Source organism: Cupriavidus sp. 2KB_3 (assembly GCF_052115685.1).
GTDB classification, from domain to species: Bacteria; Pseudomonadota; Gammaproteobacteria; order Burkholderiales; family Burkholderiaceae; genus Cupriavidus; species Cupriavidus campinensis.
Genome location: NZ_JBFRHD010000020.1, coordinates 116,256 through 142,110, shown reverse-complemented (window position 1 = coordinate 142,110; position 25,855 = coordinate 116,256). Strand labels below are relative to the sequence as shown.

At 65.0% G+C, this 25,855-nt stretch carries 22 protein-coding genes and 1 pseudogene; 19 read left to right on the top strand and 4 right to left on the bottom strand.

Annotated elements, in window-relative coordinates:
* The 3 genes and pseudogenes from AB4120_RS21200 to map all read right to left on the bottom strand — a co-directional run.
* Positions 1–638 (bottom strand): annotated as a pseudogene (locus tag AB4120_RS21200) (pseudouridine synthase); the annotation flags it as partial.
* Between the two features lie 30 nt (positions 639–668).
* On the bottom strand, positions 669–3,242 hold the full coding sequence (locus AB4120_RS21195; protein WP_441642813.1) for a [protein-PII] uridylyltransferase: 2,574 nt from the start codon (positions 3,240–3,242) through the stop codon (positions 669–671).
* A gap of 79 nt (positions 3,243–3,321) precedes the next feature.
* A complete protein-coding gene (gene map, locus AB4120_RS21190; protein ID WP_144195054.1) occupies positions 3,322–4,140 on the bottom strand; it encodes a type I methionyl aminopeptidase in 819 nt (272 codons plus the stop codon).
* Positions 4,141–4,476: 336 nt separating this feature from the next.
* On the opposite strand from map, the gene rpsB reads away from it, so the two are divergent.
* From rpsB to AB4120_RS21110, 16 genes are all read left to right on the top strand, one after another.
* Entirely contained in the window at positions 4,477–5,220 is a 744-nt protein-coding gene (gene rpsB / locus AB4120_RS21185) for a 30S ribosomal protein S2 (protein ID WP_149135858.1), read from the top strand.
* Positions 5,221–5,474: 254 nt separating this feature from the next.
* A complete protein-coding gene (gene tsf / locus AB4120_RS21180; RefSeq protein WP_144195058.1) occupies positions 5,475–6,353 on the top strand; it encodes a translation elongation factor Ts in 879 nt (292 codons plus the stop codon).
* 336 nt (positions 6,354–6,689) lie between these two features.
* Complete coding sequence (gene pyrH / locus AB4120_RS21175; RefSeq protein WP_092297616.1) at positions 6,690–7,400, top strand: UMP kinase; 711 nt, start codon at positions 6,690–6,692, stop codon at positions 7,398–7,400.
* Between the two features lie 108 nt (positions 7,401–7,508).
* On the top strand, positions 7,509–8,069 hold the full coding sequence (frr, locus tag AB4120_RS21170) for a ribosome recycling factor (RefSeq protein ID WP_144195060.1): 561 nt from the start codon (positions 7,509–7,511) through the stop codon (positions 8,067–8,069).
* A gap of 48 nt (positions 8,070–8,117) precedes the next feature.
* A complete protein-coding gene (locus tag AB4120_RS21165; RefSeq protein WP_144195062.1) occupies positions 8,118–8,888 on the top strand; it encodes an isoprenyl transferase in 771 nt (256 codons plus the stop codon).
* Positions 8,889–8,943: 55 nt separating this feature from the next.
* Complete coding sequence (locus AB4120_RS21160; protein ID WP_441642808.1) at positions 8,944–9,765, top strand: phosphatidate cytidylyltransferase; 822 nt, start codon at positions 8,944–8,946, stop codon at positions 9,763–9,765.
* 30 nt (positions 9,766–9,795) lie between these two features.
* Positions 9,796–10,974, top strand: a complete 1,179-nt coding sequence (gene ispC, locus AB4120_RS21155; protein WP_149135860.1) for a 1-deoxy-D-xylulose-5-phosphate reductoisomerase — start codon at positions 9,796–9,798, stop codon at positions 10,972–10,974.
* A gap of 54 nt (positions 10,975–11,028) precedes the next feature.
* Positions 11,029–12,432 (top strand): RIP metalloprotease RseP, encoded by a 1,404-nt coding sequence (gene rseP / locus AB4120_RS21150; protein ID WP_441642807.1) that lies wholly within the window; start codon positions 11,029–11,031, stop codon positions 12,430–12,432.
* 143 nt (positions 12,433–12,575) lie between these two features.
* Positions 12,576–14,915 carry an outer membrane protein assembly factor BamA gene (bamA, locus tag AB4120_RS21145; RefSeq protein WP_392388489.1) on the top strand — a complete coding sequence of 780 codons (2,340 nt, stop codon included), beginning with the start codon at positions 12,576–12,578 and terminating at the stop codon, positions 14,913–14,915.
* Between the two features lie 21 nt (positions 14,916–14,936).
* The gene (locus AB4120_RS21140) at positions 14,937–15,464 is read left to right on the top strand and encodes an OmpH family outer membrane protein (protein WP_149135863.1); all 528 of its coding nucleotides are present in this window, start codon (positions 14,937–14,939) and stop codon (positions 15,462–15,464) included.
* Between the two features lie 49 nt (positions 15,465–15,513).
* Positions 15,514–16,620 carry a UDP-3-O-(3-hydroxymyristoyl)glucosamine N-acyltransferase gene (gene lpxD, locus AB4120_RS21135; protein WP_149135864.1) on the top strand — a complete coding sequence of 369 codons (1,107 nt, stop codon included), beginning with the start codon at positions 15,514–15,516 and terminating at the stop codon, positions 16,618–16,620.
* A complete protein-coding gene (fabZ, locus tag AB4120_RS21130) occupies positions 16,617–17,069 on the top strand; it encodes a 3-hydroxyacyl-ACP dehydratase FabZ (RefSeq protein WP_092133949.1) in 453 nt (150 codons plus the stop codon). The genes lpxD and fabZ overlap by 4 nt, the downstream gene beginning before the upstream one ends.
* A gap of 85 nt (positions 17,070–17,154) precedes the next feature.
* Positions 17,155–17,958: an acyl-ACP--UDP-N-acetylglucosamine O-acyltransferase gene (gene lpxA / locus AB4120_RS21125; protein WP_149135865.1), complete on the top strand. Its 804-nt coding sequence runs from the start codon at positions 17,155–17,157 to the stop codon at positions 17,956–17,958.
* A gap of 87 nt (positions 17,959–18,045) precedes the next feature.
* The gene (lpxB, locus tag AB4120_RS21120; protein ID WP_250025358.1) at positions 18,046–19,179 is read left to right on the top strand and encodes a lipid-A-disaccharide synthase; all 1,134 of its coding nucleotides are present in this window, start codon (positions 18,046–18,048) and stop codon (positions 19,177–19,179) included.
* The gene (gene rnhB, locus AB4120_RS21115; protein ID WP_149135867.1) at positions 19,179–19,841 is read left to right on the top strand and encodes a ribonuclease HII; all 663 of its coding nucleotides are present in this window, start codon (positions 19,179–19,181) and stop codon (positions 19,839–19,841) included. The genes lpxB and rnhB overlap by 1 nt, the downstream gene beginning before the upstream one ends.
* 9 nt (positions 19,842–19,850) lie before the next feature.
* Entirely contained in the window at positions 19,851–20,633 is a 783-nt protein-coding gene (locus tag AB4120_RS21110; RefSeq protein WP_441642806.1) for a TrmH family RNA methyltransferase, read from the top strand.
* Between the two features lie 51 nt (positions 20,634–20,684).
* Here AB4120_RS21110 and ppsR read toward each other — a convergent pair whose 3' ends face one another.
* On the bottom strand, positions 20,685–21,620 hold the full coding sequence (gene ppsR / locus AB4120_RS21105) for a posphoenolpyruvate synthetase regulatory kinase/phosphorylase PpsR (RefSeq protein WP_149135868.1): 936 nt from the start codon (positions 21,618–21,620) through the stop codon (positions 20,685–20,687).
* Positions 21,621–21,867: 247 nt separating this feature from the next.
* On the opposite strand from ppsR, the gene ppsA reads away from it, so the two are divergent.
* The 3 genes from ppsA to AB4120_RS21090 all read left to right on the top strand — a co-directional run bounded on the left by ppsA (position 21,868) and on the right by AB4120_RS21090 (position 25,818).
* Positions 21,868–24,252 (top strand): phosphoenolpyruvate synthase, encoded by a 2,385-nt coding sequence (ppsA, locus tag AB4120_RS21100; protein WP_149135869.1) that lies wholly within the window; start codon positions 21,868–21,870, stop codon positions 24,250–24,252.
* A 153-nt stretch (positions 24,253–24,405) separates the two neighbouring features.
* Complete coding sequence (locus AB4120_RS21095) at positions 24,406–24,831, top strand: NfeD family protein (RefSeq protein WP_149135870.1); 426 nt, start codon at positions 24,406–24,408, stop codon at positions 24,829–24,831.
* 57 nt (positions 24,832–24,888) lie between these two features.
* Entirely contained in the window at positions 24,889–25,818 is a 930-nt protein-coding gene (locus AB4120_RS21090) for an SPFH domain-containing protein (protein WP_149135871.1), read from the top strand.
* Positions 25,819–25,855 lie beyond the last annotated feature (37 nt).

The window sequence follows — 25,855 nt, the reverse complement described above, 5'->3', positions numbered from 1 at the left end:
GGACGGCGGTCGTCGCCGCCGAAGCCACCGCGTTGCGGCGGACGGCGCTCGTCATCGCCATAACGGCGCGGCGGGCGGGCTTCGTCGTCACCGAAACGGCGGGGACGCGGCGCGCCGCGATCGTCATTGCCGAAGCTGCGCTGGGGCGGACGGCGGTCATCGCCGCTGAAACCACGTTGCGGGGGGCGGCGGTCGTCGCCGCTGAAGCCACGTTGCGGCGGGCGGCGCTCGTCATCGCCATAACGCCGCGGCGGGCGGGCTTCGTCATCGCCGAAGCGGCGGGGACGCGGCGGACGGTCGTCGCCGCCGGCGCCACGCTGGGGCGGGCGGCGCTCGTCGTCGCCATAGCGGCGCGGCGGCCGATCGCCCTCGGGGCGCGGACGGGCCGGGCGCGCCGGGCGCTCTCCACGATCGGCCCGATCAGGCCGGACGGCGCCCTCGGCCGGGGCGGCCTTGCGCTTGTTGCGCTCGCCGGCGCGTTCGCGCGCCTCCTTGATGCCCGTCACCACGTCCTGCACGCGCTTGCGGTTCAGGTCGGAGACGCGCACCGGGCGCGTGGGCTTGCGCGGCGCGTCCGAGGTGGACGTGGCGGTCTTGATGCCCAGCGTCTTGCGGCCGGGCGTTTTGCTGTCTGTCATGTCGTTGCGTTTGCCCGACCCGCGTTGCCATCAGATGGCTAGCGCGTCGAGCAAATCCTGTTCAAGCTGAATCTGCAATCGGTTGTCGGCGGCAAGGCGGCTGCCATCGACCAGGAACACGTCTTCGACGCGCTCCCCCAGGGTGTTGATGCGCGCCGAATGCACGGACACGCGATGTTTGGCCAGTACGCGGGCAATCGCGTAGAGCAGGCCGGTTCGGTCGTTGGCGGAAAGGGACAGCAGGTAGAACTGCCCGCGCTCGTCAGCGCGCAAATCCACGCGCGGCTTGATCGGGAAGCTGCGCGACTGGCGCGACAGCCGGCCCTGTGCCGGATCGGGCAGCGGGCACTCCAGCCGCAGCCGTTCCGCCAGTTCGTGTTCGACCAAAGCGAGGATGTCGCGGTAGTCGCCCGCCAGGCCGGGGTCGGTCACCTGGAAGGTGTCCAGCGCGTAGCCGTGGCGCGTGGTGTGGATCTTCGCGTCCTGAATCGAGAACGCCTTGCGTTCGAAGTAGCCGCAGATGCGCGCGAAGAGGTCTGGCTGGTCCTTGACGTAGACGGCCACCTGCAGGCCCTCGCCAGCCGGCGAGATGCGCGCCTTGACCACCGCCGTGTCGCTATCCACCTTGTTGAACAGGTGGCGCGTGAGCCAGGCGATGTCACGCGCGTCGTGGCGCAGGAAGAACGAGACGTCGAGCTTGTCCCAGAGCGGATTGGCCAGTTCGGGGTCGAACGCCTTGAGCCGCAGCTGGGCGATGGTGTCGTCGCGGCGCTGGGCCCAGAGCGAGTGCGGGTCGAGCTGCGCGCCGCCGAGCACGCGCAGCGTGATGCGGTACAGGTCTTCAAGCAGCTTGCCCTTCCAGGCATTCCACACCTTGGGGCTGGTGCCGCGGATATCGGCCACGGTCAGCAGGTAGAGCGCGGTCAGGTAGCGCTCGTTGCCCACCACGCCGGCGAAGGCCTTGACCACGTCCGGATCGGTCAGGTCCTGCTTCTGCGCCACGTGGCTCATGGTCAGGTGATGCTCCACGAGCCAGGCGATCAGGTCGGTGTCCTCGCGCGAAATGCCGTGCTGCTTGCAGAAGCGCCGCGCATCGACGGTGCCGAGCTTGGAGTGATCGCCGCCCCGGCCCTTGGCGATGTCATGGAACAGCGCGGCCACCCAGAGTACCCATGGACGGTCGAAGCTGGCCATCAGCTGGCTGCAGAACGGGAACTCGTGCGTATGCTCGACGATGGCGAAGCGGCGGATATTGCGCACCACCATCAGGATGTGCTGGTCCACGGTGTAGACGTGGAACAGGTCGTGCTGCATCTGGCCGACGATGCGCCGGAAATTGATCAGGTAGCGGCCCAGCACGCTGGTCTGGTTCATCAGGCGCAGCGCGTGGGTGATGCCCTGCGGCTCCTGCATGATGGCCAGGAACAGGCGGCGGTTCTCGGGATCGTTGCGCCAGCTCGCGTCCATGACCGTGCGCGCGTTATAGAGCCCGCGCAGCGTACGCGGGGAGATGCCTTTCACGCCCGGCGTGCGCTCGTAGAGCAGGAAGGTCTCCAGGATCGCATGCGGATCGCGTTCGTACAGGTCGTCGCTGGTGATCTCCAGCATGCCCTGGCGTTCCACGAAGCGGTCATTGATCACGCGTGTGACCTTGGATTCGCTTGGGAACAGCATCGCCTCGATATTGAGCAGCAGCACGCTGTTGAGCTGCGTCACCGCCTTGGCGGCCCAGTAGAAGCGGCGCATCAGCTGTTCGCTGGCGCGCTTGTGGGTGGTCTGCCGATAGCCGAAGGACTCGGCCAGCGCGGTTTGCAGGTCGAACACCAGCACGTCCTGCCGGCGGCCAGCCAGCAGGTGCAGCCGCGCGCGGATCGTGCGCAGCAGGCGCTCGTTGCGCGTGAGTTCCTGCGCCTCGCGCTCGGTCAGCAGGCCGCGTTCGAACAATTCCTTCCAGCTGTCGCCAAGGCCCGCCGCCTGCGTCATCCACAGGATCACCTGCAAGTCGCGCAGGCCGCCCGGACTTTCCTTGCAGTTGGGCTCCAGCGCGTACGGGGTGTCCTGGTACTTGGCGTGGCGCTGGCGCATCTCCAGTAGCTTGGCCTGGAAGAAGTCGGCGGCGTCGAGGTCCGCCAGGTACCGCCGGCGCATGTCGGCGAACAGCGCCTTGTTGCCGATCAGCAGGCGCGCTTCGAGCAGCGAAGTGCGGATGGTGATGTCCGCCGCTGCCTCGCGCAGGCAGTCGTCGACGGTACGCACCGACGAGCCGATCTCGAGTCCCAGGTCCCAGCACAGGCCGATGAAGCGTTCCAGCTTGCCTGCCATCTCCGCGTCCGGCTCGGCCGGCAGCAGGAGCAGTACATCCACGTCGGAGTGCGGGAACAGCTCGCCCCGGCCATAGCCGCCCACCGCCACCAGCGCGGCGCTGGCGGGCAGCTCCAGGCCGGTCCAGGCGTCGATCAGCGCGGCATCCACGGCGCGGCGCAGCCGTGTGACCAGCGGATTGACCTGGTTGTGCGCGTCGAATTCGGCGAAGAGCGCTTGCTTGTCGGCGCGCAGCTTGTCGCGGATGCGCTGGCAAAGCAGGAGTTCCGGCGTGGTGTCCATGGTGGGGGCGGTGTGGGTCGCGGGCACGGCTGGAAGTAGAAAGGGCGCCGCGGTCGGCGCCCTGGCGGTCAACGCGGTGTCAGGCCGCGACGGGTTCGGTAATGAAGGCCGGCGGCACCGGCGAGCCGGCCGACAGCGTCAGTACCTCGTAGCCGGTGTCCGTCACCAGCACGGTGTGCTCCCACTGGGCGGACAGGCTGCGGTCACGCGTCTTCACGGTCCACTGGTCGGGCATGGTGCGGATGTCGCGCTTGCCGGCGTTGATCATCGGCTCCACCGTGAAGATCATGCCGGTCTTGATCTCGGTGCCGGTGTTGGGGCGGCCATAGTGCAGCACCTGCGGGTCCGAGTGGAAAACCTTGCCGATGCCGTGGCCGCAGTACTCGCGCACCACGCTGTAGCCGGCGGCTTCGGCGTGCACCTGGATGGCATGGCCGATATCGCCCAGACGTGCGCCATTGCGCACTTGCTGGATACCCTTCCACATGCATTCATAGGTGACCTGCGCCAGGCGCTTGGCCAGAATCGAGCCCTCGCCCACGATGAACATGCGGCTGGTGTCGCCGTAATAGCCTTCCTTGGTGATCACGGTGATGTCGAGGTTCACCGCGTCGCCGCTCTTGAGCACGCGGTCGCCCGGAATGCCATGGCAGATCACGTCGTTGACCGAGGTGCAGATCGCGCCGGGGAAGGGCGGGTAGCCCGGCGGCGCGTAGTTCAGCGGTGCCGGCACGGTGCCTTGCACGTCACGCATGTAGGCGTGGCAAAGCTTGTCGAGTTCGCCCGTGGTCACTCCGGGGACGATATGGGGCGTGATGTAGTCGAGGACCTCGGAGGCAAGGCGGCAAGCCACGCGCATTTGGGCGATGTCTTCGGCGGTATTCAGGTGGATGCTCATGCTGCTTCGCCAGAAATAAGTGACGGCGGGGCCGCGGGCCACGCCGGTAATCGATTCGCAAAGTGGGATTATCGCACCATCGCGCCCCGAAAGCAGGGATTTGGCGGTGCGCCGGCCAAGAATTGGCGGGGGTGGCGGGTGTGCGAGGGGTCAACCGGGGGCTTGAGCCCGATGCCATTTTGTTGCTACAATCGCGGGCTGCCTTGCTGCTGGCTTATGCCGGTGGCGGCTAAGGAAGCAAATTTTATTGGTAAATCGCTGGTCCGCCCATCCGGGGTGTTCCTTTTCAGGAATGTCGGGGCGGACTTCAGACCTAACCCTATTGGAGCACCTCTCATGTCCGTGACCATGCGCGAAATGCTGGAAGCCGGTTGCCACTTTGGCCACCAAACCCGCTTCTGGAACCCGAAGATGGCCCCCTTCATCTTCGGTCATCGCAACAAGATCCACATTATCAACCTCGAAAAGACCCTGCCGATGTTCCAGGACGCGATGAAGTACGTGCGTCAACTGGCATCAAACCGCGGCAGCGTGCTTTTCGTGGGCACCAAGCGTCAATCGCGCGAAATCCTGGCTGAAGAAGCTGGCCGCGCTGGCATGCCCTACGTCGACGCCCGCTGGCTCGGCGGCATGCTGACGAACTTCAAGACCGTCAAGATCTCGATCAAGCGCCTGAAGGACATGGAAGCCGCCAAGGAAGCCGGCGCGCTGGACACCATGAGCAAGAAGGAAGCGCTGATGTTCGAGCGCGAGATGGCCAAGCTGGAAAAGTCCATCGGCGGCATCAAGGACATGGGCGGCGTGCCTGACGCCATCTTCGTGGTGGACGTGGGCTACCACAAGATCGCCGTGACCGAAGCCAACAAGCTGGGCATCCCCGTGATCGGCGTGGTCGACACGAACCACTCGCCGGAAGGCATCGATTACGTGATCCCGGGTAACGACGACTCGAGCAAGGCCGTGGCCCTGTACGTGCGCGGCGTGGCCGACGCCATCCTGGAAGGCCGCGCCAATGCGGTTCAGGAAGTGGTGGAAGCTGCTCGTGGCGGCGACGAATTCGTCGAAGTCCAGGAAGGCTGATTGCCCGCTGGCGCCTGAGGCCGGGGTACACCGGCCACCGGCGCCCGCCTTGCGGCACATTGAAAAGGGGGCACTTCTGGCGCCCCCTTTTTGCAAACTGCGAGTCGCAGTGCGCCGCAAGCTGAAACTGACTTTGTTGTCATCTGCCGCGCATACGATGCGCCGCGGGTGAGCCGGACCCAAGTTGATCAGACACCGGCCGGGTGTCCCGGAAGCAGGCGGGACATCGGCCTGAACCAATCAAGGAGTGACAAATGGCGGCAATTACCGCAAGCATGGTTGCAGAACTGCGCGCGAAGACCGACGCGCCGATGATGGAATGCAAGAAGGCCCTGACGGAAGCCAATGGCGACCTGGACAAGGCTGAAGAGCTGCTGCGCGTCAAGCTGGGCAACAAGGCCAGCAAGGCTGCGTCGCGCGTGACCGCCGAAGGCGTGGTGGCCTCGTACATCGACGGCACGACCGGCGTGCTGGTCGAGCTGAACTGCGAAACCGACTTCGTGTCGAAGAACGACGACTTCCTGGCCTTCTCGGCCAAGGTGGCCGAACTGATCGCCAAGCAGAACCCGGCTGACGTGGCTGCCCTGTCGGCACTGGAAATCGACGGCGTGTCGGTGGAAACCACCCGCGCCGCGCTGATCGGCAAGATCGGCGAGAACATGACGATCCGCCGCTTCGCCCGCTACGCCAATGGCGGCAAGCTGGTGTCGTACCTGCACGGCACGCGTATCGGCGTGATGGTCGAGTTCGACGGTGACGAAACCGCCGCCAAGGACGTGGCCATGCACGTGGCCGCCATGAAGCCGGTGTCGCTGTCGTCGGATCAGGTGCCCGCCGAGCTGATCGCCAAGGAGCGCAGCATCGCCGAGCAGAAGGCTGCCGAATCGGGCAAGCCGGCCGAGATCGTCGCCAAGATGGTCGAAGGTTCGGTCCAGAAGTACCTGAAGGAAGTCTCGCTGTTCAACCAGCCGTTCGTGAAGAACGACAAGCAGACCGTCGAGCAGATGCTGAAGGCCGCCAACACCACGGTGAAGGGTTTCACCCTGTTCGTGGTGGGCGAGGGCATCGAGAAGAAGCAGGACGACTTCGCTGCTGAAGTGGCCGCCCAGGTGGCTGCCGCCCAGAAGGGCTGATCGTCCGGGTGGGGGAGGGGTCTTTTTCACGAAGGGCCGATTCCGCCACCGTATAATGCCGAGGGGCGCCGCAAGGTGCCCCTCTGCACAAGCGCGCCAGGCAGAGTGCCGGGCGCCGCGGCTGTATCAGTCGATTTCCGCAGTCACCTGCATGTTGGGCGAAGTTCGCGTAACGATGCCTGCAGATGACAGCGAAAACCGGCTTCGAGCTGTCCCGCAATTCCGTATTTCCGTGCGGCCCTGAGCCAGGTCTGGGTCACAAGCCCCGACAGCCCGGGCCGCGCGCGCCAATCCATCCGTTCGAACGAGCGATCAAGAACCAGCCCGAGGGTGAACATGCCAGCCTACAAGCGCGTCCTACTTAAACTTTCCGGTGAGGCCCTGATGGGCGACGATGCCTTCGGCATCAACCGCGCCACCATCGAAGGCATGGTCAATGACATTGCCGAGATCGTGAAGCTGGGCGTCCAGGTCGCCGTGGTGATCGGCGGCGGCAACATCTTCCGTGGCGTGGCCGGCGGCGCCGCCGGCATGGACCGTGCCACGGCCGACTACATGGGCATGCTGGCCACCATGATGAACGCGCTGGCCCTGCAGGACGCCATGCGCCACGCGAATATCGAAGGCCGCGTGCAATCAGCGCTGCGCATGGACCAGGTGGTCGAGCCCTATATCCGCCCCCGCGCCATCCGCCAGCTGGAAGAGGGCAAGGTCGTGATTTTCGCGGCCGGCACGGGCAACCCGTTCTTCACCACCGACACCGCCGCCGCGCTGCGCGGGGCGGAAATCGGCGCGGAAGTCGTGCTCAAAGCCACCAAGGTGGACGGCGTGTACACGGCCGACCCCAAGAAAGATCCCAGCGCCACGCGCTACACCACGATCACGTTCGACGAGGCCATCTCGCGCAACCTGCAGGTCATGGACGCCACGGCCTTCGCGCTGTGCCGCGACCAGAAGCTGCCGATCAAGGTGTTCTCCATCGTCAAGCCGGGTGCGCTGAAGCGCGTGATCCTGGGCGAAGACGAAGGTACGCTGGTGCACGTATGACGACGGCGGGCCGCGTCACAATGCGGATTCGGCCCGGCCTGAGAGTAGAATGATTCATTTTCGATCCCGTCCGGCGGGATCCTGTCTGGCTGATTTCCGGAGGTAAACATGAGCGTCGCCGACACAAAGAAGAGCGCCGAGCAGAAGATGCAGAAGTCGATCGAAGCCTTCAGGGCCGATCTGGCGAAAATTCGTACCGGTCGTGCCCACACCGGTCTGCTCGATCACGTCCAGGTGGACTACTACGGCTCGATGGTGCCGATCAGCCAGGTGGCCAATGTCGGCCTGGCCGATGCGCGCACGATCAGCGTGCAGCCCTGGGAAAAGAAGATGGTGAGCGCGGTGGAAAAAGCCATCCGCGACGCTGACCTGGGCCTGAACCCGGCCACCATGGGCGAAACGATCCGCGTGCCGATGCCCGCGCTGACCGAAGAGCGCCGCAAGGAACTGACCAAGGTCGTCAAGGGCGAGGCCGAGGGTGCCAAGGTGGCCGTGCGCAACCTGCGCCGCGACGCCATGGAGCAGTTCAAGAAGCTCGTCAAGGACAAGACCATTTCCGAGGACGACGAGCGCCGCGGCCAGGATGAAGTCCAGAAACTGACCGACAAGTTCGTGGCCGAGATCGACAAGCTCGTGGCCGAGAAAGAGAAGGAGATCATGACGGTCTGACGGCCGCCCGGCGGGAACCCCGCCGGCTCCGTCCCCGTCCGCGAATCCATGCAGCACATCAGTTCGACGCTCGGCGTTCCCGATACCACCTACGTGCCCCGCCACGTTGCCATCATCATGGATGGCAACGGCCGTTGGGCGACCCAGCGTCATCTGCCCCGCGTGGCAGGCCACAGCCGTGGCCTGGACGCGGTACGCGCGGTGGTGGAGGCCTGTGCCACCCGCGGCGTGCAGTTCCTCACGCTGTTCGCGTTCAGTTCGGAGAACTGGCGCCGTCCGGCGGACGAGGTTTCGTTCCTGATGCGCCTGTTCATGACCGCCTTGCGCCGCGAGGTGGTTAAGATGCACGCCAATGACATCCGCGTGCGCGTGGTGGGCGACCTCGGGCGCTTCAGCCCGCGCATCCAGCAGCTGATCCGCGATGCGGAGGCCCGCACCGCCGGCAATACCGGCCTGACGGTGACCATCGCCGCGAACTACGGCGGCCGCTGGGACCTGCTCCAGGCCATGCGCAAGATGCTGGCGCGCTCGCCGATGCTCGACCCGGATGCCATCGACGAGTCCGTGCTGGCGCCGCATCTGGCAATGTCCTATGCGCCCGAGCCCGACCTGTTCATCCGCACCGGCGGCGAACAGCGCATCAGCAATTTCCTGCTGTGGCAGCTCGCGTATTCCGAGCTGTACTTCACCGATACCTACTGGCCCGATTTCGACGCCGCCGAGCTGGACAAGGCCTTCGCCTCGTACCGCCAGCGCGAGCGGCGCTTTGGCCGGACCAGCGCCCAACTGGTGGCGCCCGGACTGTCTGGTACGGCCTGAGCGGATCGCCGCGACCGGCCTGTCCTGATCCCACCTTCAAAGGAAACCGCAGCGCATGCTCATCACCCGCGTCATCACCGCCCTGTGCCTGTTGCTGTTGATCCTGCCGATCCTGTTCCTGGCGCCCGTGATGTGGCTGGCGGGACTGATCGCCGTGATCGTGCTGCTGGCCGGCTGGGAGTTCGGGCGGCTGATCGGGCTGCGCCGCTACTGGCCCTACGTCTACGCAGTGGCCTGCCTGCTGGTGCTGATTTATTTCCATGACGCGCCCGAACGCCGCGCCATCCATTATCTGCTGGCCGCCGCGCTGGTGGCTTGGGGCGTGGCGCTGGTGCTGCTGGCACGCGGGGTGCGCAAGGCTACGCCGGGCTTCACGGTGCTGGGTGCCATCCTGGGGCTGATCATGTTGCCGGCATTCGGTCACGCCGTGATGGTGCTGCGGGCCGAAGGCATCGCGGTGCTGCTGTCGGCCGCGGTGCTGGTCTGGACAGCCGATATCGGCGCCTATTTCGTTGGCAAGGCCATTGGCAAGCGCAAGCTGGCGCCCACCATCAGCCCGGGCAAGTCCTGGGAAGGTGCGATTGGCGGCTGGCTGCTGGTGATGATCGTGGCCGTGGTGCTCGGCACCACCCATGCCTTCGCGCCGACCTGGTTTTCACGCATCGCCGACCAGGGCGGGGTGGGGCTGATGATCGGCCTTTCCACGCTGCTCGTGGCGGCCAGCGTTATCGGTGACCTGTTCGAGTCGCTGCTCAAGCGTCAGATCGGCAAGAAGGACAGCAGCCGGCTGCTGCCCGGGCACGGGGGCGTGCTGGATCGCATCGACGCGCTCATTCCGGTATTCCCGCTGGCGGCGCTGCTGCTGGCCTGGATGTGATCACAATCTGAATTTGGTTATCTGGTTCCTATGCAACGCATTACCATCCTGGGCGCCACGGGCTCCATCGGCGAAAGCACACTCGACGTAGTGCGTCGGCATCCGGACCGCTACGGCGTGCATGCGTTGAGCGCCCACCGCCAGGTGGATAAGCTGGCGGCGGCCTGCGTGGAGTTCCGCCCGGCGCGCGCCGTCGTGGGCTCCGCCGACGCGGCACACCAGCTCGAGACGCTGCTGCGCGACGCCGGTGTGAAGACCGAAGTCAGCTATGGCGAAGCCGCGCTGGAGTCCATCGCCGCCGACGACGGCACCGATGCCGTGATGGCCGCCATCGTCGGTGCGGCCGGGCTCCGTTCTTCGCTCGCCGCCGCTCGGGCGGGCAAGCGCGTGCTGCTGGCCAACAAGGAATCGCTGGTCATGTCGGGCGCCATCTTCATGGACGCGGTGCGCGAGCACGGCGCCACGCTGCTGCCCATCGACAGTGAGCACAACGCGATCTTCCAGTGCCTGCCCACCAGCGACCCGCGCTACGGCTCGGGCGTGTCCAAGGTGCTGCTGACTGCCTCGGGCGGCCCCTTCCGGACGCGCGATCCGTCTACCCTGCACGACATCACGCCGGACCAGGCCTGCGCCCACCCTAAATGGGTGATGGGCCGCAAGATCTCCGTGGATTCCGCCACGATGATGAACAAGGGGCTCGAGGTGATCGAGGCCCACTGGCTGTTCGGCGCTCCGGCGGAGAAGATCGAGGTGCTGATCCACCCGCAAAGCATCGTCCATTCGATGGTGGCGTACGCCGATGGCTCGGTGCTGGCCCAGCTTGGCAACCCCGACATGCGCACGCCCATCGCCTATGGCATGGCGTACCCGGAGCGGATCGACTCCGGGGTGAGCCCGCTCGACCTGACCGTCGCCGGCGGGCTGCATTTTGAGATTCCTGACCTTAATCGCTTCCCTTGCCTTGGGCTAGCCTTTGATGCATTGCGCGCGGGCGGGTTGGCCCCGGCCGTGCTGAACGCCGCGAACGAGGTGGCCGTGGAGGCCTTCCTCGGCGGGGCGATCCGATTTACCGATATTGCCCGCGTGGTGGCCGGCGTGCTCGAGCAGCCGCAGTCCGGCTCGGCCGCGACGCTCGAGGGCGTGCTGGCGGCCGATGCCGCGGCGCGCCGTGCCGCGCAGGCATTGCTGACGCGGCTGGCCAGCCGCTAAGTGGGTAGCGCCGACGCGCCTCGGCGCGGCCAGCTCTGGAGAGGGTGATTTGTCATGCAGACCGTAATTGCGTTCGTCGTCGCCCTGTGCATCCTGATTTTCGTGCACGAGATGGGGCACTACCTGGCCGCCCGCGCGTGCGGCGTCAAGGTATTGCGGTTCTCGATCGGCTTCGGCCGGTCGTTGGCGCGCTGGACCAGCAAAGGGCCTGACCGCACCGAGTGGACGCTCGCCGCGATCCCCCTGGGCGGCTACGTCAAGATGCTCGACGAGCGCGAGCGCGACCCGGAGACCGATCCCCCCATTCCGCCGGAAGACCTGCCGCGCGCCTTCAACCGGCAGCCCGTGGGCAAGCGTTTCGTGATCGTGGCGGCCGGGCCGGTGGCTAACTTCGCGCTGGCCATCCTTCTATATATCGTGTTGTTCGCCGGCGGCATGCGCGAGCCGGTACCCGTGGTGGCGACCCCCGCGGCCGGAACCGTGGCTGCCCAGGCTGGTGTGCGGGACGGCGACCGCGTGCTGTCGCTGACCGCCAACGACCGGACCGAGCCGGTCCAGTCCTGGAATGACCTCCGCATGGCCGTGTTCGCCGAAGGTTTTGGCGACACCAGCGCCGTGCTGCGCGTGCGGGGCGCCGATGGGGCCGAGCGCGACATCCGGCTGCCCCGGCTACCCAATACCGGCGGCAATCCCGAGCAAGATCCGCTGGCCACGCTCGGCCTGTACCTGAAGGGCGGGCCGGTCACGATCACAGAAATCGTGCCGGATTCGGCGGCACAGCGCGCTGGACTGAAGGCCGGCGACCGCGTGGTGGCCTGGCAGGGCCAGCCGCTGACGCAGGCGAGCGAGCTGATCCGCGCCGTACGGGCGCGGCCGGGCGAGCAGGTCACGCTGGGCATCGAACGCAACGGGCAGCGGCTGGACGTGCCCGTCAAGCTGGATGCGGCCCCTGCAGCGGATGGCGCCAAGGACGCCAGCGGGGCAGCGGCGGGCCCTACGGGCAAGCTGGGCGCCGCGCTGAACCAGGCGGTGCAGACCGAGATCGTCCGCTACGCGCCGTGGCAGGCCGTGGTGCGGGCCGCTGACCAGGTCTGGAGTACCAGCACACTGTCCCTGAAACTGCTCGGCAAGATGCTGGTGGGGCAGGCGTCATTGCAGAATCTGAGCGGCCCGCTCACGGTGGCGGACTACGCCGGCCGTGCCGCGAACATGGGTTGGCAGCCGTTTATCAGCTTCCTGGCGCTGGTCAGCGTCAGCCTCGGTGTGCTCAATTTGTTACCCATTCCGGTTCTGGATGGGGGGCATTTGCTGTATTATTGCGTGGAATTTTTGACTGGCAGGCCCGTACCAGATCACTGGCAGGCGATGCTGCAGAAGGTCGGCATCGCGTGCATCTTGCTCCTGACCTCACTCGCTTTGTTCAATGACGTCAGCCGACTGTTTCTTGCGCGCGGCTAGATCCGCGTAGCCGAAAGCGGCCGTCGGCCGGAGAAGGTCGCGTCCCGGCGGTGTCGTCGAACCCGTCGGGCGGGGCGGCCTTGTCAGCAAAGCCAGGCGTCATCATGGACGGCGTCGGGACGGCATCGGAGCCAATACCCTGCATGAAATCGAAGAGGAATAGGGGATTCACGTTGATCAGACATAAGCGCATCTCGCTGGGCGTGCTGACGAGTGCCATTATCGCGGCCTGGAGCCCGGCGGGCTGGGCCGCCGACCCCTTTGTGGTCAGGGACATCCGCGTGGAGGGCCTGCAGCGCGTGGAGCCGGGCACTGTGTTCGGCTATCTGCCTGTCCGCGTCGGGGAGACCTTCACCGACGACAAGGGCGCCGATGCCATTCGTGCACTCTACAATACCGGTTTCTTCAAGGACGTGCAGATCCGCGCCGAGGAAGGCGTGCTCGTGGTCCAGGTGGAGGAGCGCCCGGCCATCTCGCAGCTCGAGTTCGTCGGCATCAAGGAATTCGACAAGGACACGCTGCGCCGCTCGCTGCGCGCAGTGGGCGTAGCCGAGGCGCGCTACTACGACAAGGCCCTGATCGACAAGGCCGAGCAGGAACTGAAGCGCCAGTACGTGGCGCGCGGCTACTACGCAGCCGACGTGCAGACCACGGTGACCCCGGTGGACCGCAATCGCGTGTCCGTGGTGTTCAACGTGGAAGAAGGCCCGGTTGCCAAGATCCGCCAGATCAATATCGTCGGCAACAAGGCGTTCAAGGAAAGCACGCTGCGCGACGAAATGCAGCTCTCCACGCCGAACTGGCTGTCCTGGTACACCAAGAATGACCTGTACTCGAAGCAGAAGCTCACGGCCGACCTGGAAGCACTGCGCTCGTATTATCTGAACCGCGGCTACCTGGAGTTCCAGATCGAGTCCACCCAGGTCTCGATCACGCCGGACAAAAAGGACATCTTCCTGACGCTGAACATCAAGGAAGGCGATCAGTACAAGGTGTCTGACATCCGCCTGGCCGGCGAACTGCTTGGCAAGCAGGCCGAGATGGAAAAGCTGCTGCAGCTGAAGAAGGGCGACATCTTCTCGTCCGAAAAGCTGACGGCCAGCACCAAGTCCATCACCGATCTGCTGGGCACCTACGGCTACGCGTTCACGACGATCAATCCGCAGCCCCAGGTTAATCAGGAAACGCGCGAAGTGGCGCTGACGCTGATGGTCGATCCAGGCCGTCGCGTGTATGTGCGCCGCGTGAACGTGGTGGGCAACAGCAAGACCCGAGACGAAGTGGTGCGCCGCGAAATGCGCCAGATGGAAAGCTCGTGGTTCGACAGCGAGAAGCTCACGCAGTCGCAGGCCCGTATCAACCGTACCGGCTACTTCACGGACACGAATATCACCACCGAGGACGTGGCCGGCGCGCCCGACCAGGTGGATGTCAACGTGAACGTGACCGAGAAGCCGACCGGCCAGATCAGCCTGGGCCTGGGTTTCTCGTCGACTGACAAGCTCGTGCTGCAAGCCGGCTTGCGCCAGGACAACGTGTTCGGCTCGGGTACCAGCCTGGGCCTGGACGTGAACACGGCCAAGTCGTTCCGGACCATCTCGCTGACGCAGTACGACCCGTACTTCACGGTGGACGGCATCAGCCGTTCCACGGACATCTACTACCGTACGTCCCGCCCGCTGTACTACACCGGCGACCAGGACTACAAGATTGTCTCGGCCGGCGGCGGCTTCAAGTTCGGCGTGCCGTTCTCCGAGAACGATACGGTGTTCTTCGGTATCGGTTACGAGCGTACCGAGGTGAATACCTCGGTCAACACGCCGAGCCAGTACACCGCGTGGTTGAACAAGATCGGCAAGAGCAGCGGCGACCCGATCAACAACTTCCCGTTCACGATCGGCTGGGCACGTGACCGTCGCGACAGCGCGCTGATCCCGACCAAGGGTCCGTACACGCAGGCCAACCTCGAAGTGGGCGTGCCGGGTGGCGATACGCAGTACTATCGCGCGAGCTTCCAGCAGCAGTACTTCTACCCGCTGTCCAAGGCGTTCACACTGGCCTTCAACGGCGAAGTGGCGTACGGCCACGGCTACGGCGACACGCCGTTCCCGGTGTTCAAGTACTTCTACGCCGGTGGTATCGGCTCGGTGCGCGGCTACCAGACCAGCACGCTCGGTCCGAAGGACCAGAACGGCAACCCGGTGGGTGGTGCGTCCAAGCTGATCGGTAACGTGGAATTCGTATTCCCGCTGCCGGGCTCGGGCGTGGACCGCACGCTGCGCCTGTTCACGTTCTTCGACTTTGGTAACGTGTACCAGGAAGGTGCACCGATTACGTTCAGCGACCTCAAGTACTCGACCGGCTTCGGCATGTCGTGGCTGTCGCCGATCGGCCCGCTGAAGGTCAGCATGGGCTTCCCGCTGAAGAAGGACGATACGGATCGCGTACAGCGATTCCAGTTCCAGATCGGTACCGCGTTCTGATCCCCAAAAAGGATTTGTTTCATGAAACTCCATACACCACTGATGAAATCCCTGAGCGCCGCCGCGCTGGCCGCAGCGGCCCTGTGCGTAGCCGCCCCGGCGATGGCTCAGGAGGCACGCATCGCCGCAGTCAACTCGGAGCGCATCCTGCGTGACTCGCAGCCGGCCAAGGTCGCACAGGTCAAGCTCGAGCAGGAATTCTCGAAGCGTGACCGCGAACTGCAGGACATGGCGCAGAAGATCAAGGGCATGGCCGACAAGCTCGACAAGGACACGGCCGTGCTCGCCGATTCCGACCGCCAGCGCCGCCAGCGTGAAGTGGCTGACCTCGACCGTGAGTTCCAGCGCAAGCAACGCGAGTTCCGCGAGGACCTGAATCAGCGCCGCAACGAGGAACTGGCCCAGGTGCTGGAGCGCGCGAACCGTGTGATCCGTCAACTGGCCGAGCAGCGCAAGTACGACCTCATCGTGCAGGAAGCGGTGTACGTCAATCCACGCATCGACATTACCGATGACGTGATGAAGGCGCTCAACGCCGGCAGCAAGTAAGCGGCGCGCGCTCGTTCGTCGCTGTCTCGTTTTTCAAGGAAGTACCGCCATGCAGACACCCACACTGGGTCAGCTCGCCACCGAGAACGGCGCGCAGGTTGTGGGTGATCCCGACCTCGCCGTGCGCGGCCTGGCGCCGCTCGACCAGGCCGGCCCCGGCGACCTGTCTTTCCTGTCCAATCCGCTGTACCTGCCGCAGGCGCTGGCTTCCAAGGCCAGCGCCGTCATCGTCTCGCCGGCCGACCTTGATCGTATACGCGCCGATGGCCAAGCCGACGGCCGCAACTGGCTGGTCGCCCGCAATCCGTATGTCTGCTTCGCCCGCGTGGCGCAGCGCTTCGACCGTGAGGCGAATGCGGATCCGCGCACTGGCATCGACCCGCGCGCGAGCGTGGCCGCGGATGCCGTGGTGCCTGCGTCCTGCTTCATCGGCCCCAACGTGGTGATCGAGGCTGGCGCGCGGCTGGGCGAGCGGGTGCGGGTCCTGGCGAATGCCTTTATCGGCGCAGGGGCGGAGATCGGCGACGATACGCTCATTTACGCGAACGTTTCCGTCTATCATCGTTGCGTGGTGGGTGCGCGCAACATCCTGCACAGCGGGGTGGTGGTGGGCGCGGATGGCTTTGGTTTCGCGCCGGACATCGGCCCGGCCGGGGTGGAATACGTGAAAATTCCGCAGGTTGGCCGCGCCGTGCTCGGCAATGACGTGGAAGTGGGCGCCAATACGGCCATCGACCGGGGCGCGATGGCTGATACGGTCATCGAGGACGGCTGCAAGCTCGATAACCAGGTCCAGATTGCACACAACGTGCGAGTGGGCGCGCATACCGTGATTGCGGGCTGTGCGGCGGTGGCCGGCAGCACCCGCATCGGGCGCTTTTGCGTGATTGGCGGATCGGCCAATTTCGCGGGCCATTTGAATATCGCCGACCGGACGACGGTGTCCGGCGGCACCTCGATTACCAAATCGATTACGAAACCCGGGGGGCATTACACCAGCGTGTTTCCGTTCACGACGCATGGCGAGTGGGAGCGCAATGCGGCCATCGTGCGCGGATTGTCCAAGCTGCGCGAGCGCGTGGTCACGCTGGAACGCCGCCTGCGTGGCCAGTCCGCCGGGTCCAAAACCACACAAGACGAAGAGAAATCATCATGACCGCATCCGACATCGACATCCGCAAGATCCTGAAGCTGCTGCCGCATCGGTACCCGATCCTGCTCGTCGATCGCGTGCTGGAGTTCGAGCCGCAGAAGCGGATCAAGACCCTGAAGAACGTCACGATCAACGAGCCGTACTTCATGGGGCACTTTCCCGATCAACCCGTGATGCCGGGCGTGATGATCCTCGAGGCGCTGGCGCAGTCGGCCGGCCTGCTGACCTTCGGCGCCGACATGGAGCGCAAGGAAGGCGCGCTGTATTACTTCGTGGGTATTGATGGCGCGCGCTTCAAGCGCGTGGTCTATCCCGGCGACCAACTGCACCTGAACGTGACCGTCGAGCGCTATATCCGTGGCATCTGGAAGTTCAAGGCCAGCGCCACCGTGGACGGCGAAGTCGCTTGCGAAGCGGAACTGATGTGCACGGTCAAACAGGCCGAAGGCTGATCGGCGCCGCCGCGCCCACACATGGGCCCCGTCCCGCGTGGCAACGCGCGGGACTCAACCGAATTCAGACCACAGGACAGGACGTATGACGCAAATCCATCCCAGCGCACTGGTCGACCCGAAGGCAGAGCTTGCCGCCGACGTGACCGTCGGTCCGTTTTCCATTATCGGTCCCAACGTGCGGATTGGCAGCGGCACCCGGATCGGCTCGCATACCACCGTCGAAGGCCATACCACCATTGGGGAAGGCAACCGCATCGGGCCCTACGCCTCGGTGGGTGGCACGCCGCAGGACATGAAGTACGCCAACGAGCCCACCCGGCTCGAGATTGGCGACCGCAACACGATCCGCGAGTTCACGACCATCCACACCGGCACGGTGCAGGACCAGGGCGTGACCAGCCTTGGCAACGACAACTGGATCATGGCCTACGTGCACATCGCGCACGACTGCCGCGTGGGCAACAACACGGTGTTCTCGAGTAACGCGCAGATCGCAGGCCACGTGGAAGTGGGCGACTGGGCCATTCTCGGCGGCATGAGCGGCGTGCACCAGTTTGTGCGCATCGGCGCGCATGCGATGCTGGGCGGCGCTTCGGCGTTGGTCCAGGACGTGCCGCCGTTCGTGATCGCCGCGAGCGACAAGAACGGCAACAAGGCCACCCCGCACGGTATCAATGTGGAAGGCCTGCGTCGCCGGGGCTTTGATGCCGGCCAGATCGCCGCACTGCGCCAGGCCTACAAGCTGCTCTACAAGTCAGACCTGGGTTTCGACGAGGCGCGCAGCGAGATCTCGGCCCTCCTGGGCCAGACCGATGTGGCCACCGGCGCGCCGCTGCGCGCCTTCGTGGAATTCCTGGCCGCGACGCAGCGCGGCATCGTCCGCTAAGCCGCGCCGCACATGATCCACGCCGCAGTGCAGGCCGATCCGCCCGCCCTCGCTCGGGGGAGTGTCAACAAGCGAGGCACGATTGCCATGGTCGCCGGGGAGGCTTCCGGCGATCTGCTGGCTTCGCTTCTGCTTGAAGGGCTGCATGCGCGGCTGGGCGAGTCCGTGGACTTTGCGGGTATCGGCGGCCGCCGCATGATGGCGCAGGGCTTTGTCTCCCACTGGCCGATGGAGACGCTTTCCGTCAATGGCTATGTGGAGGTGCTCGGTTCGCTGCGGGAAATCCTGGCGACGCGCCGGGCGATTCGCGACAAGCTGCTGGCCAATCCGCCGCTGTGTTTCATCGGCGTGGATGCTCCCGACTTCAATTTCGGATTGGAAGTGCCCCTGCGTCGCTCGGGCATTCCGGTCGTGCATTTCGTCAGCCCGTCGATCTGGGCGTGGCGCGGCGGGCGCATCCGCACCATCGCGCGCGCGGTGGACCACATCCTCTGCCTGTTCCCGTTCGAGCCCGAGATCTATGCCAAGGCCGGCATACCGGCGACCTACGTCGGTCATCCGCTGGCCGATGTGATCCCGATGGTGCCTGACGTCCAGGGCGCGCGGGAAAAGCTCGGCTTGCCCGAGGGCAAGCGCATCGTCGCGGTGCTGCCGGGCAGCCGGCAGTCCGAGGTGCGCAACCTCGGCGCGACGTTCTTTGCGGCCATGGCACGCATGCATCGCATGGACGGCAACCTGGCGTTTGTTCTGCCGGCAGCCAGCGCGCCGCTGCACGAGATCATCCGCGGGCTGCACGAGCGCTACCCTGAGATCGACTTGACGGTGGTGGACGGGCAGTCGCACCTGGCCATGGAAGCCGCCGACGTGGTTCTGCTGGCCAGCGGCACGGCCACCCTCGAGGCGGCACTCTACAAGAAGCCGATGGTTATCTCGTACAAGGTGCCCTGGCTCACAGCGCAGATCATGAAGCGGCAGGGCTACCTGCCTTACGTGGGCTTGCCTAATATTCTGTCAGGACGGTTCGTGGTGCCAGAACTGCTCCAGGACGACGCCACGCCCGAGGCACTGGCGCGCGAGACGCTGCTGCAACTGAACGACGAGAGCAATATTGCCTTCTTGCGAGAACATTTCACGACCATGCATGAGACGCTGAAGCGCGACACCGCGAACCTCGCCGCCGGCGTGGTGGTGGATCTCATGCACGAACGGGGTGTGCGCTGATGGCCAGTCAGAAAGCCGGAAAGGCTCCGTCGCCGCAGATGGGACTCGAACTGACCCAAACCGTCGCTGTCGTACGCCGTCTTTGCGGCGTGGATGAGGCCGGGCGCGGCCCGCTGGCCGGGCCAGTCTATGCCGCCGCGGTGATCCTGAACCCTGAACGGCAAATCCGGGGCCTCGCCGACTCGAAGATCCTGACCGCAGAAAAGCGCGAGGTGCTGTTCGAACGCATCTGCGAACGTGCGATCGGCTGGCACATCGCTTCGGCCTCGGTCGAAGAGATCGACTCGCTCAATATCCTGCACGCCTCCATGCTGGCGATGCAACGCGCGGTGGCGGGCCTGACGGCCAGCGGCGTCATGCCCGATCTGGTGCAGGTCGATGGCAACCGTTGTCCGCAGGTGCCGTATCCGGTCGAGGCAATCGTGAAGGGCGACGCCAAAGTGCGGGCCATTTCCGCTGCGTCGATCCTTGCCAAGGTGGCCCGCGACCGCGAGCTTCATGCACTGCACCTGGAATATCCCCAGTATGGCTTCGATGCCCACGTGGGCTATCCCACGCCGCAGCATCTGGCCGCGCTCGAGCAGTTCGGCGCGACACCGCATCACCGCAGCTCGTTCGCGCCAGTGCGGCGGGTGCTGGAGCGCGACGCGCTGCCTTTCTGAGACACATCCTTGAAGCACGTCACCTCGCGCGACAATGCGCTGTTCAAGCACCTGAAGGCCCTCACGGGGTCCACGCACGCGCGCCGCAAGGCGGGGCAGTCCGTGCTCGATGGCGTGCACCTCGCGCAGGCGTATGTGGCCGCGCGGGGGCAGCCGGTCAGTTGTGTCGTGTCAGAGCGGCACTACGATCATGCCGAAGTCCGTCCGCTGCTCGAGGGCATCGATCCGGACCGTGTCGTCCTCCTTGCGGATGCGCTGTTCGCGCAGATCACCAGTGTCGTGAACGGCATCGATCTGGTGTTGGTGATCGACACACCCGGCGGGCACCTGCCTTCCACGATCGACACGGATTGCGTGATCCTGGACGGGGTGCAAGATGCCGGAAATGTCGGCTCGATCCTGCGCAGCGCTGCCGCGGCAGGTATTCCGCATGCCTTCCTGACCACGGGCTGCGCGTTTGCGTGGTCGGTCAAGACCCTGCGCGCGGGCATGGGCGCGAACTTCCACCTCAACATCGTCGAGCATTGCACGCTCGGGATGCTCGAAAGCCGGCTGGCCGTGCCCCTGCTGGCGACGTCATCGCACGCCGACGCAGCCGTGTTTGACACCGATCTGCGTCAGCCGGTGGGCTGGGTCGTCGGCAACGAAGGCGCAGGCGTCAGTCCGGAATGGATGGCGCGCGTCTCGCGAACCGTCGGCATTCCGCAGCCGGGCGGCCTTGAGTCACTCAACGTGGCGGCGGCGACTGCTGTCTGCCTGTTTGAAGCGGTCAGGCAGCGCCGCGCGGCGTAGCGCTGACACCAGGAGTTCGGCCTCCAGCGCTACGGGACGATTCTCAAAATCTCAGTAGTTGTCGCGGTCGATCTTGATTTCCTGGAGGATCGTCGTGGCGATCTCCTCGATCGACTTGTGGGTCGAACTGAGCCACTTGATGCCTTCGCGGCGCATCATGGCCTCGGCCTCGTTGACCTCGTAGCGGCAGTTTTCCAGCGCTGCGTACTTGCTGCCCGGGCGCCGCTCGTTGCGGATCTCGGTGAGACGCTGCGGATCGATCGAGAGCCCGAAAATCTTCGGTTTGAACGCGTAGAGTGCCGACGGCAGGCGGCCGCGTTCGAAATCGTCCGGGATCAGCGGATAGTTGGCGGCCTTCAGCCCGTATTGCATCGCCAGATACAAGCTCGTCGGGGTCTTGCCGCTGCGCGACACGCCCACCAGGATCACATCCGCTTCTTCCAGGTTCTTGTGCGACTGGCCGTCGTCGTGCGCCAGGGAGAAGTTGATCGCCTCGATCCGGTTCTTGTAGGCCTCGGTGTCCGCATTCTGGTGGAAGCGGCCGATTGCGTGCGTGGACTTGAGTCCCAGTTCCTTTTCCAGCGGCTCGATGAAGGTCTGGAACATGTCCAGGATCATTGCCTTGGCGCGCCGCAGGGCCTTGTTGGCCTCCGCGTTGACCAGCGTGGTGAACACAATGGGCGGCACGCCCTCGTTGTAGAACGCCTCGTTGATCTTGCCGACGGCCACGTGGGCCTTTTCCGGCGTGTCCACGAACGGCATCCGCACCTTGCGGAAGCGCATTTCGAACTGGGCCAGAATGGAGTGGCTGAAGGTCTCGGCCGTGATGCCGGTGCCATCCGATACGATAAAAACCGTACGGACGGCAGGGCGATCGCCAGCGCTGGCGGTGGCCGGGGACGCGGCGGCGGGAGAGGCGGCAGGGCTTGCCGCCGGGCCGGGCGCAGGCGCCTGTTGGGGCGCATCAGGCGCTTCGGGAAGGGACATGTCTGGTCAATTATTTGAGGCAGCCACGCGAAAGTGCGGTGCGGCACGGTAGAATAGCGGCGATCTTTTCGCTAAGCAATTCCGCCCGCGCCGGTGCAGTAACGATTTGCAGCACAATTGTCGACAATGTGCGCCGCAGCATCCGCATGCACTTTGGAATGGTTTAGCCAAGCGATCCGCCGGGAACAGAACCCCAACAACATACCGGTCGGTGACACCGATTTCTTACTTTGTTTTTGAGGCTTTTATGACTAACCAGGCAGATAACGGCGCCTATGTGCTGCCGTTCGAGCAGTTGCGCATGCATGACGTGGAAACCGTCGGCGGCAAGAACTCTTCGCTGGGGGAGATGATCTCCCAGCTGGCAGAGGCTGGCGTCCGTGTTCCCGGCGGTTTTGCCACCACCTCGCTCGCGTTCCGCGACTTCCTGCAGCACAACGACCTGACCACCCGCATTTCGGATCGCCTGAAGACGCTCGACGTCGATGACGTGAAGGCCCTGGCTGAAGCCGGTGCCGAGATCCGCGGCTGGGTTGCCGCCGCCCCGTTCCAGCCGCGCCTGGAACAGGAGATCCGCGAACACTACGCCCGCGTGTCGGCCCGCGAAGGTGCCGAGGCATCGTTCGCCGTCCGTTCCTCGGCCACGGCGGAAGACCTGCCGGACGCCTCGTTCGCCGGCCAGCAGGAGTCGTACCTCAACGTCAGCGGCATCGACGACGTGCTCGACAAGATCAAGCACGTGTTCGCCTCGCTCTACAACGACCGTGCCATCTCGTACCGCGTGCACAAGGGCTTTGCCCACGATGTGGTAGCGCTGTCCGCCGGCGTGCAGCGCATGGTCCGTTCGGACCTCGCCGCGTCGGGCGTGATGTTCACCATCGATACCGAATCCGGCTTCCCCGACGTGGTCTTCATCACGTCGAGCTACGGCCTCGGCGAGACCGTGGTGCAGGGCGCCGTGAATCCGGACGAGTTCTACGTCTTCAAGCCGACCCTGGAACTGGGCAAGTACCCCATCATCCGTCGCTCGATTGGCTCGAAGCTGATCAAGATGGAATTCACGGGCCCGGGTGAGGCCGGCCGGGTGAAGACCGTCGACGTGCCGCCCGAGCTGCGTAACCGCTACTCGATCACCGACGCCGATGTGTCGGAACTGGCCAAGTACGCGATGATCATCGAGAAGCACTATGCCCGCCCGATGGACATCGAGTGGGGCAAGGACGGCAAGGACGGCAAGATCTACATTCTCCAGGCGCGCCCGGAGACGGTGAAGAGCCAGGCGGCCGGCAAGGCCGAGCAGCGCTTCAAGCTCAAGGGCACGGCGCCGGTGCTGACCAGCGGCCGCGCCATCGGCCAGAAGATTGGTACTGGCCCGGTCCGCGTGATCAACGATCCGTCCGAGATGGAACGCGTCCAGCCGGGTGACGTGCTGGTGGCCGACATGACCGACCCGAACTGGGAGCCGGTGATGAAGCGTGCCTCGGCCATCGTGACCAACCGTGGCGGCCGTACCTGCCACGCGGCCATCATCGCCCGTGAACTGGGCGTGCCGGCCGTGGTGGGTTGCGGCGATGCGACCGATTTGCTGAAGGACGGCACGCTGGTGACGGTATCGTGCGCCGAAGGCGACGAAGGCCGCATCTACGACGGCCTGCTCGAGACCGAGATCACCGAGGTCCAGCGCGGCGAGATGCCCGAGATCGAAACCAAGATCATGATGAACGTGGGCAATCCGCAGCTCGCGTTCGACTTCGCGCAGATCCCGAACCATGGTGTGGGCCTGGCCCGCCTCGAGTTCATCATCAACAACAACATCGGCGTTCACCCGAAGGCGATTCTCGACTATCCGCAGGTCGATGCCGACCTGAAGAAGGCTGTGGAATCGGTGGCCCGTGGCCACGCCAGCCCGCGCGCGTTCTACGTCGACAAGCTGGCGGAAGGCATCGCCACGATCGGTGCGGCGTTCTATCCGAAGCCCGTGATCGTGCGCCTGTCCGACTTCAAGTCGAATGAGTACAAGAAGCTGATCGGCGGTTCGCGCTACGAGCCGGACGAGGAAAACCCGATGCTGGGGTTCCGTGGCGCTTCGCGCTACATCGCCGAGGACTTCGCCGAAGCGTTCGAGATGGAATGCAAGGCCATGAAGCGCGTGCGCGACGAAATGGGCCTGACCAACGTCGAGATCATGGTGCCGTTCGTGCGCACGCTGGGCCAGGCCGAGAAGGTCATCGGGTTGCTCGCCAAGCACGGCCTGAAGCGCGGCGAGAACGGCCTGCGCATCATCATGATGTGCGAAGTGCCGTCGAACGCGATCCTGGCCGAGGAATTCCTGCAGTTCTTCGACGGGTTCTCGATCGGCTCGAACGACCTGACGCAGCTGACGCTGGGTCTGGACCGCGACTCCGGCATGGAACTGCTGGCCAAGGATTTCGACGAGCGCGATCCCGCCGTGATCTTCATGCTGCAGCGCGCCATTTCCACGGCGCTGCGTCTGGACAAGTACGTCGGCATTTGCGGTCAGGGGCCTTCGGACCATCCGGACTTCGCGGCCTGGCTGGCCAAGGAAGGCATCAAGTCGATCTCGCTGAATCCTGATTCCGTGGTCGAAACCTGGAAGCAACTGGCTTCGTAAGGCATTTGGCGTCACAATAGCGACAACTCATCCAAAGCGGCGCCCGGCTGAACCCGGGACGCCGCGTGGCACCGGCCCTGCGGCAGGTGTTGCAACAGCCCCCGCAGGCGCCTATGGCGCGGCGGGGGTTTTTTGTTTGGGAAAAGGAGCGGGATGTCGTCTTATTACATATGGTTCGCCGCGGCAGTGGTGCTGGTAATCGCCGAGATGGCGACGGGCACCTTTTATCTGCTGATGATCGCGGTGGGCGTGGTGGCCGGTGGCGTGGCCGCGCTTGCGGGCCTCGGCGAGCCGGCGCAGACGATCACGGCTGCGCTGGTGGCCATCGCGTGCATCACCGCCCTGCGGCGCACGCGCTACGGCACGCTGCGACGGGGTACGGCATCCACCGATCCCGATGTGAACCTCGATATCGGGCAGGAACTTGATGTGTCTGCCTGGGACCCCAATGGGCGTGCCCGTGTGCCGTATCGCGGCGCTGACTGGACCGTGGAATTGGCGCCGAATACCGAGCCGCTTCCGGGTCGCTTTCGCATTGTCGAAGTCCGGGGTGCCACGCTGATCGTCTCGCCGCGCTAATCCCTGCGCGGCACACATCCAATGACTAGTCGTATTCCTATTTGACGGGAGTTGTACATGCTTGCCTACCAGCTCGGGCTGTTTCCACTGATTCTGCTCATCGCGGCCATCGTGCTGATTGCCAAGGGCATCAAGATCGTGCCGCAGCAGCACGCATGGGTGCTCGAGCGTCTGGGCCGCTACCACGCCACGCTGACGCCAGGCCTGACGATCGTGGTGCCGTTCGTGGATCGCGTGGCCTACAAGCACATCCTCAAGGAAATTCCGCTTGATGTGCCGAGCCAGGTCTGCATCACCAAGGACAACACGCAGTTGCAGGTGGACGGCGTGCTGTACTTCCAGGTGACGGATCCGATGAAGGCATCCTACGGCTCGAGCAACTTCGTGGTCGCGATCACGCAGCTGTCGCAGACCACGCTGCGCTCGGTAATCGGCAAGCTGGAGCTGGACAAGACCTTCGAGGAGCGCGAGTACATCAACCACAGCGTGGTCAATGCGCTCGACGAGGCCGCCGCCAACTGGGGCGTGAAGGTGCTGCGCTACGAAATCAAGGACCTGACACCGCCGAAGGAAATCCTGCACGCGATGCAGGCGCAGATCACTGCCGAGCGCGAAAAGCGGGCGCTCATCGCGGCTTCCGAAGGCAAGCGGCAGGAGCAGATCAATCTGGCCTCCGGCGCCCGTGAGGCGGCGATCCAGAAATCCGAGGGCGAGCGGCAGGCGGCGATCAACAAGGCACAGGGTGAGGCGTCGGCGATCCTGGCCGTGGCCGAAGCCAATGCGCAGGCCATCGAGAAGATCGGTCATGCGATCCGGGGCGAGGGCGGCTCGGAAGCTGTCAACCTCAAGGTGGCCGAGGAATATGTTGCCGCATTTGGCAACCTCGCCAAGCAGGGCAACACGCTGATCGTGCCGGGCAACCTCGGCGAAATGAGTTCGATGATCGCCTCGGCGTTGCAAATCGTGAAAACCCAGCAGAAGGCCTGAGCGACGCTTTCTGAAGCGGCACGCCAGACAAAAAACG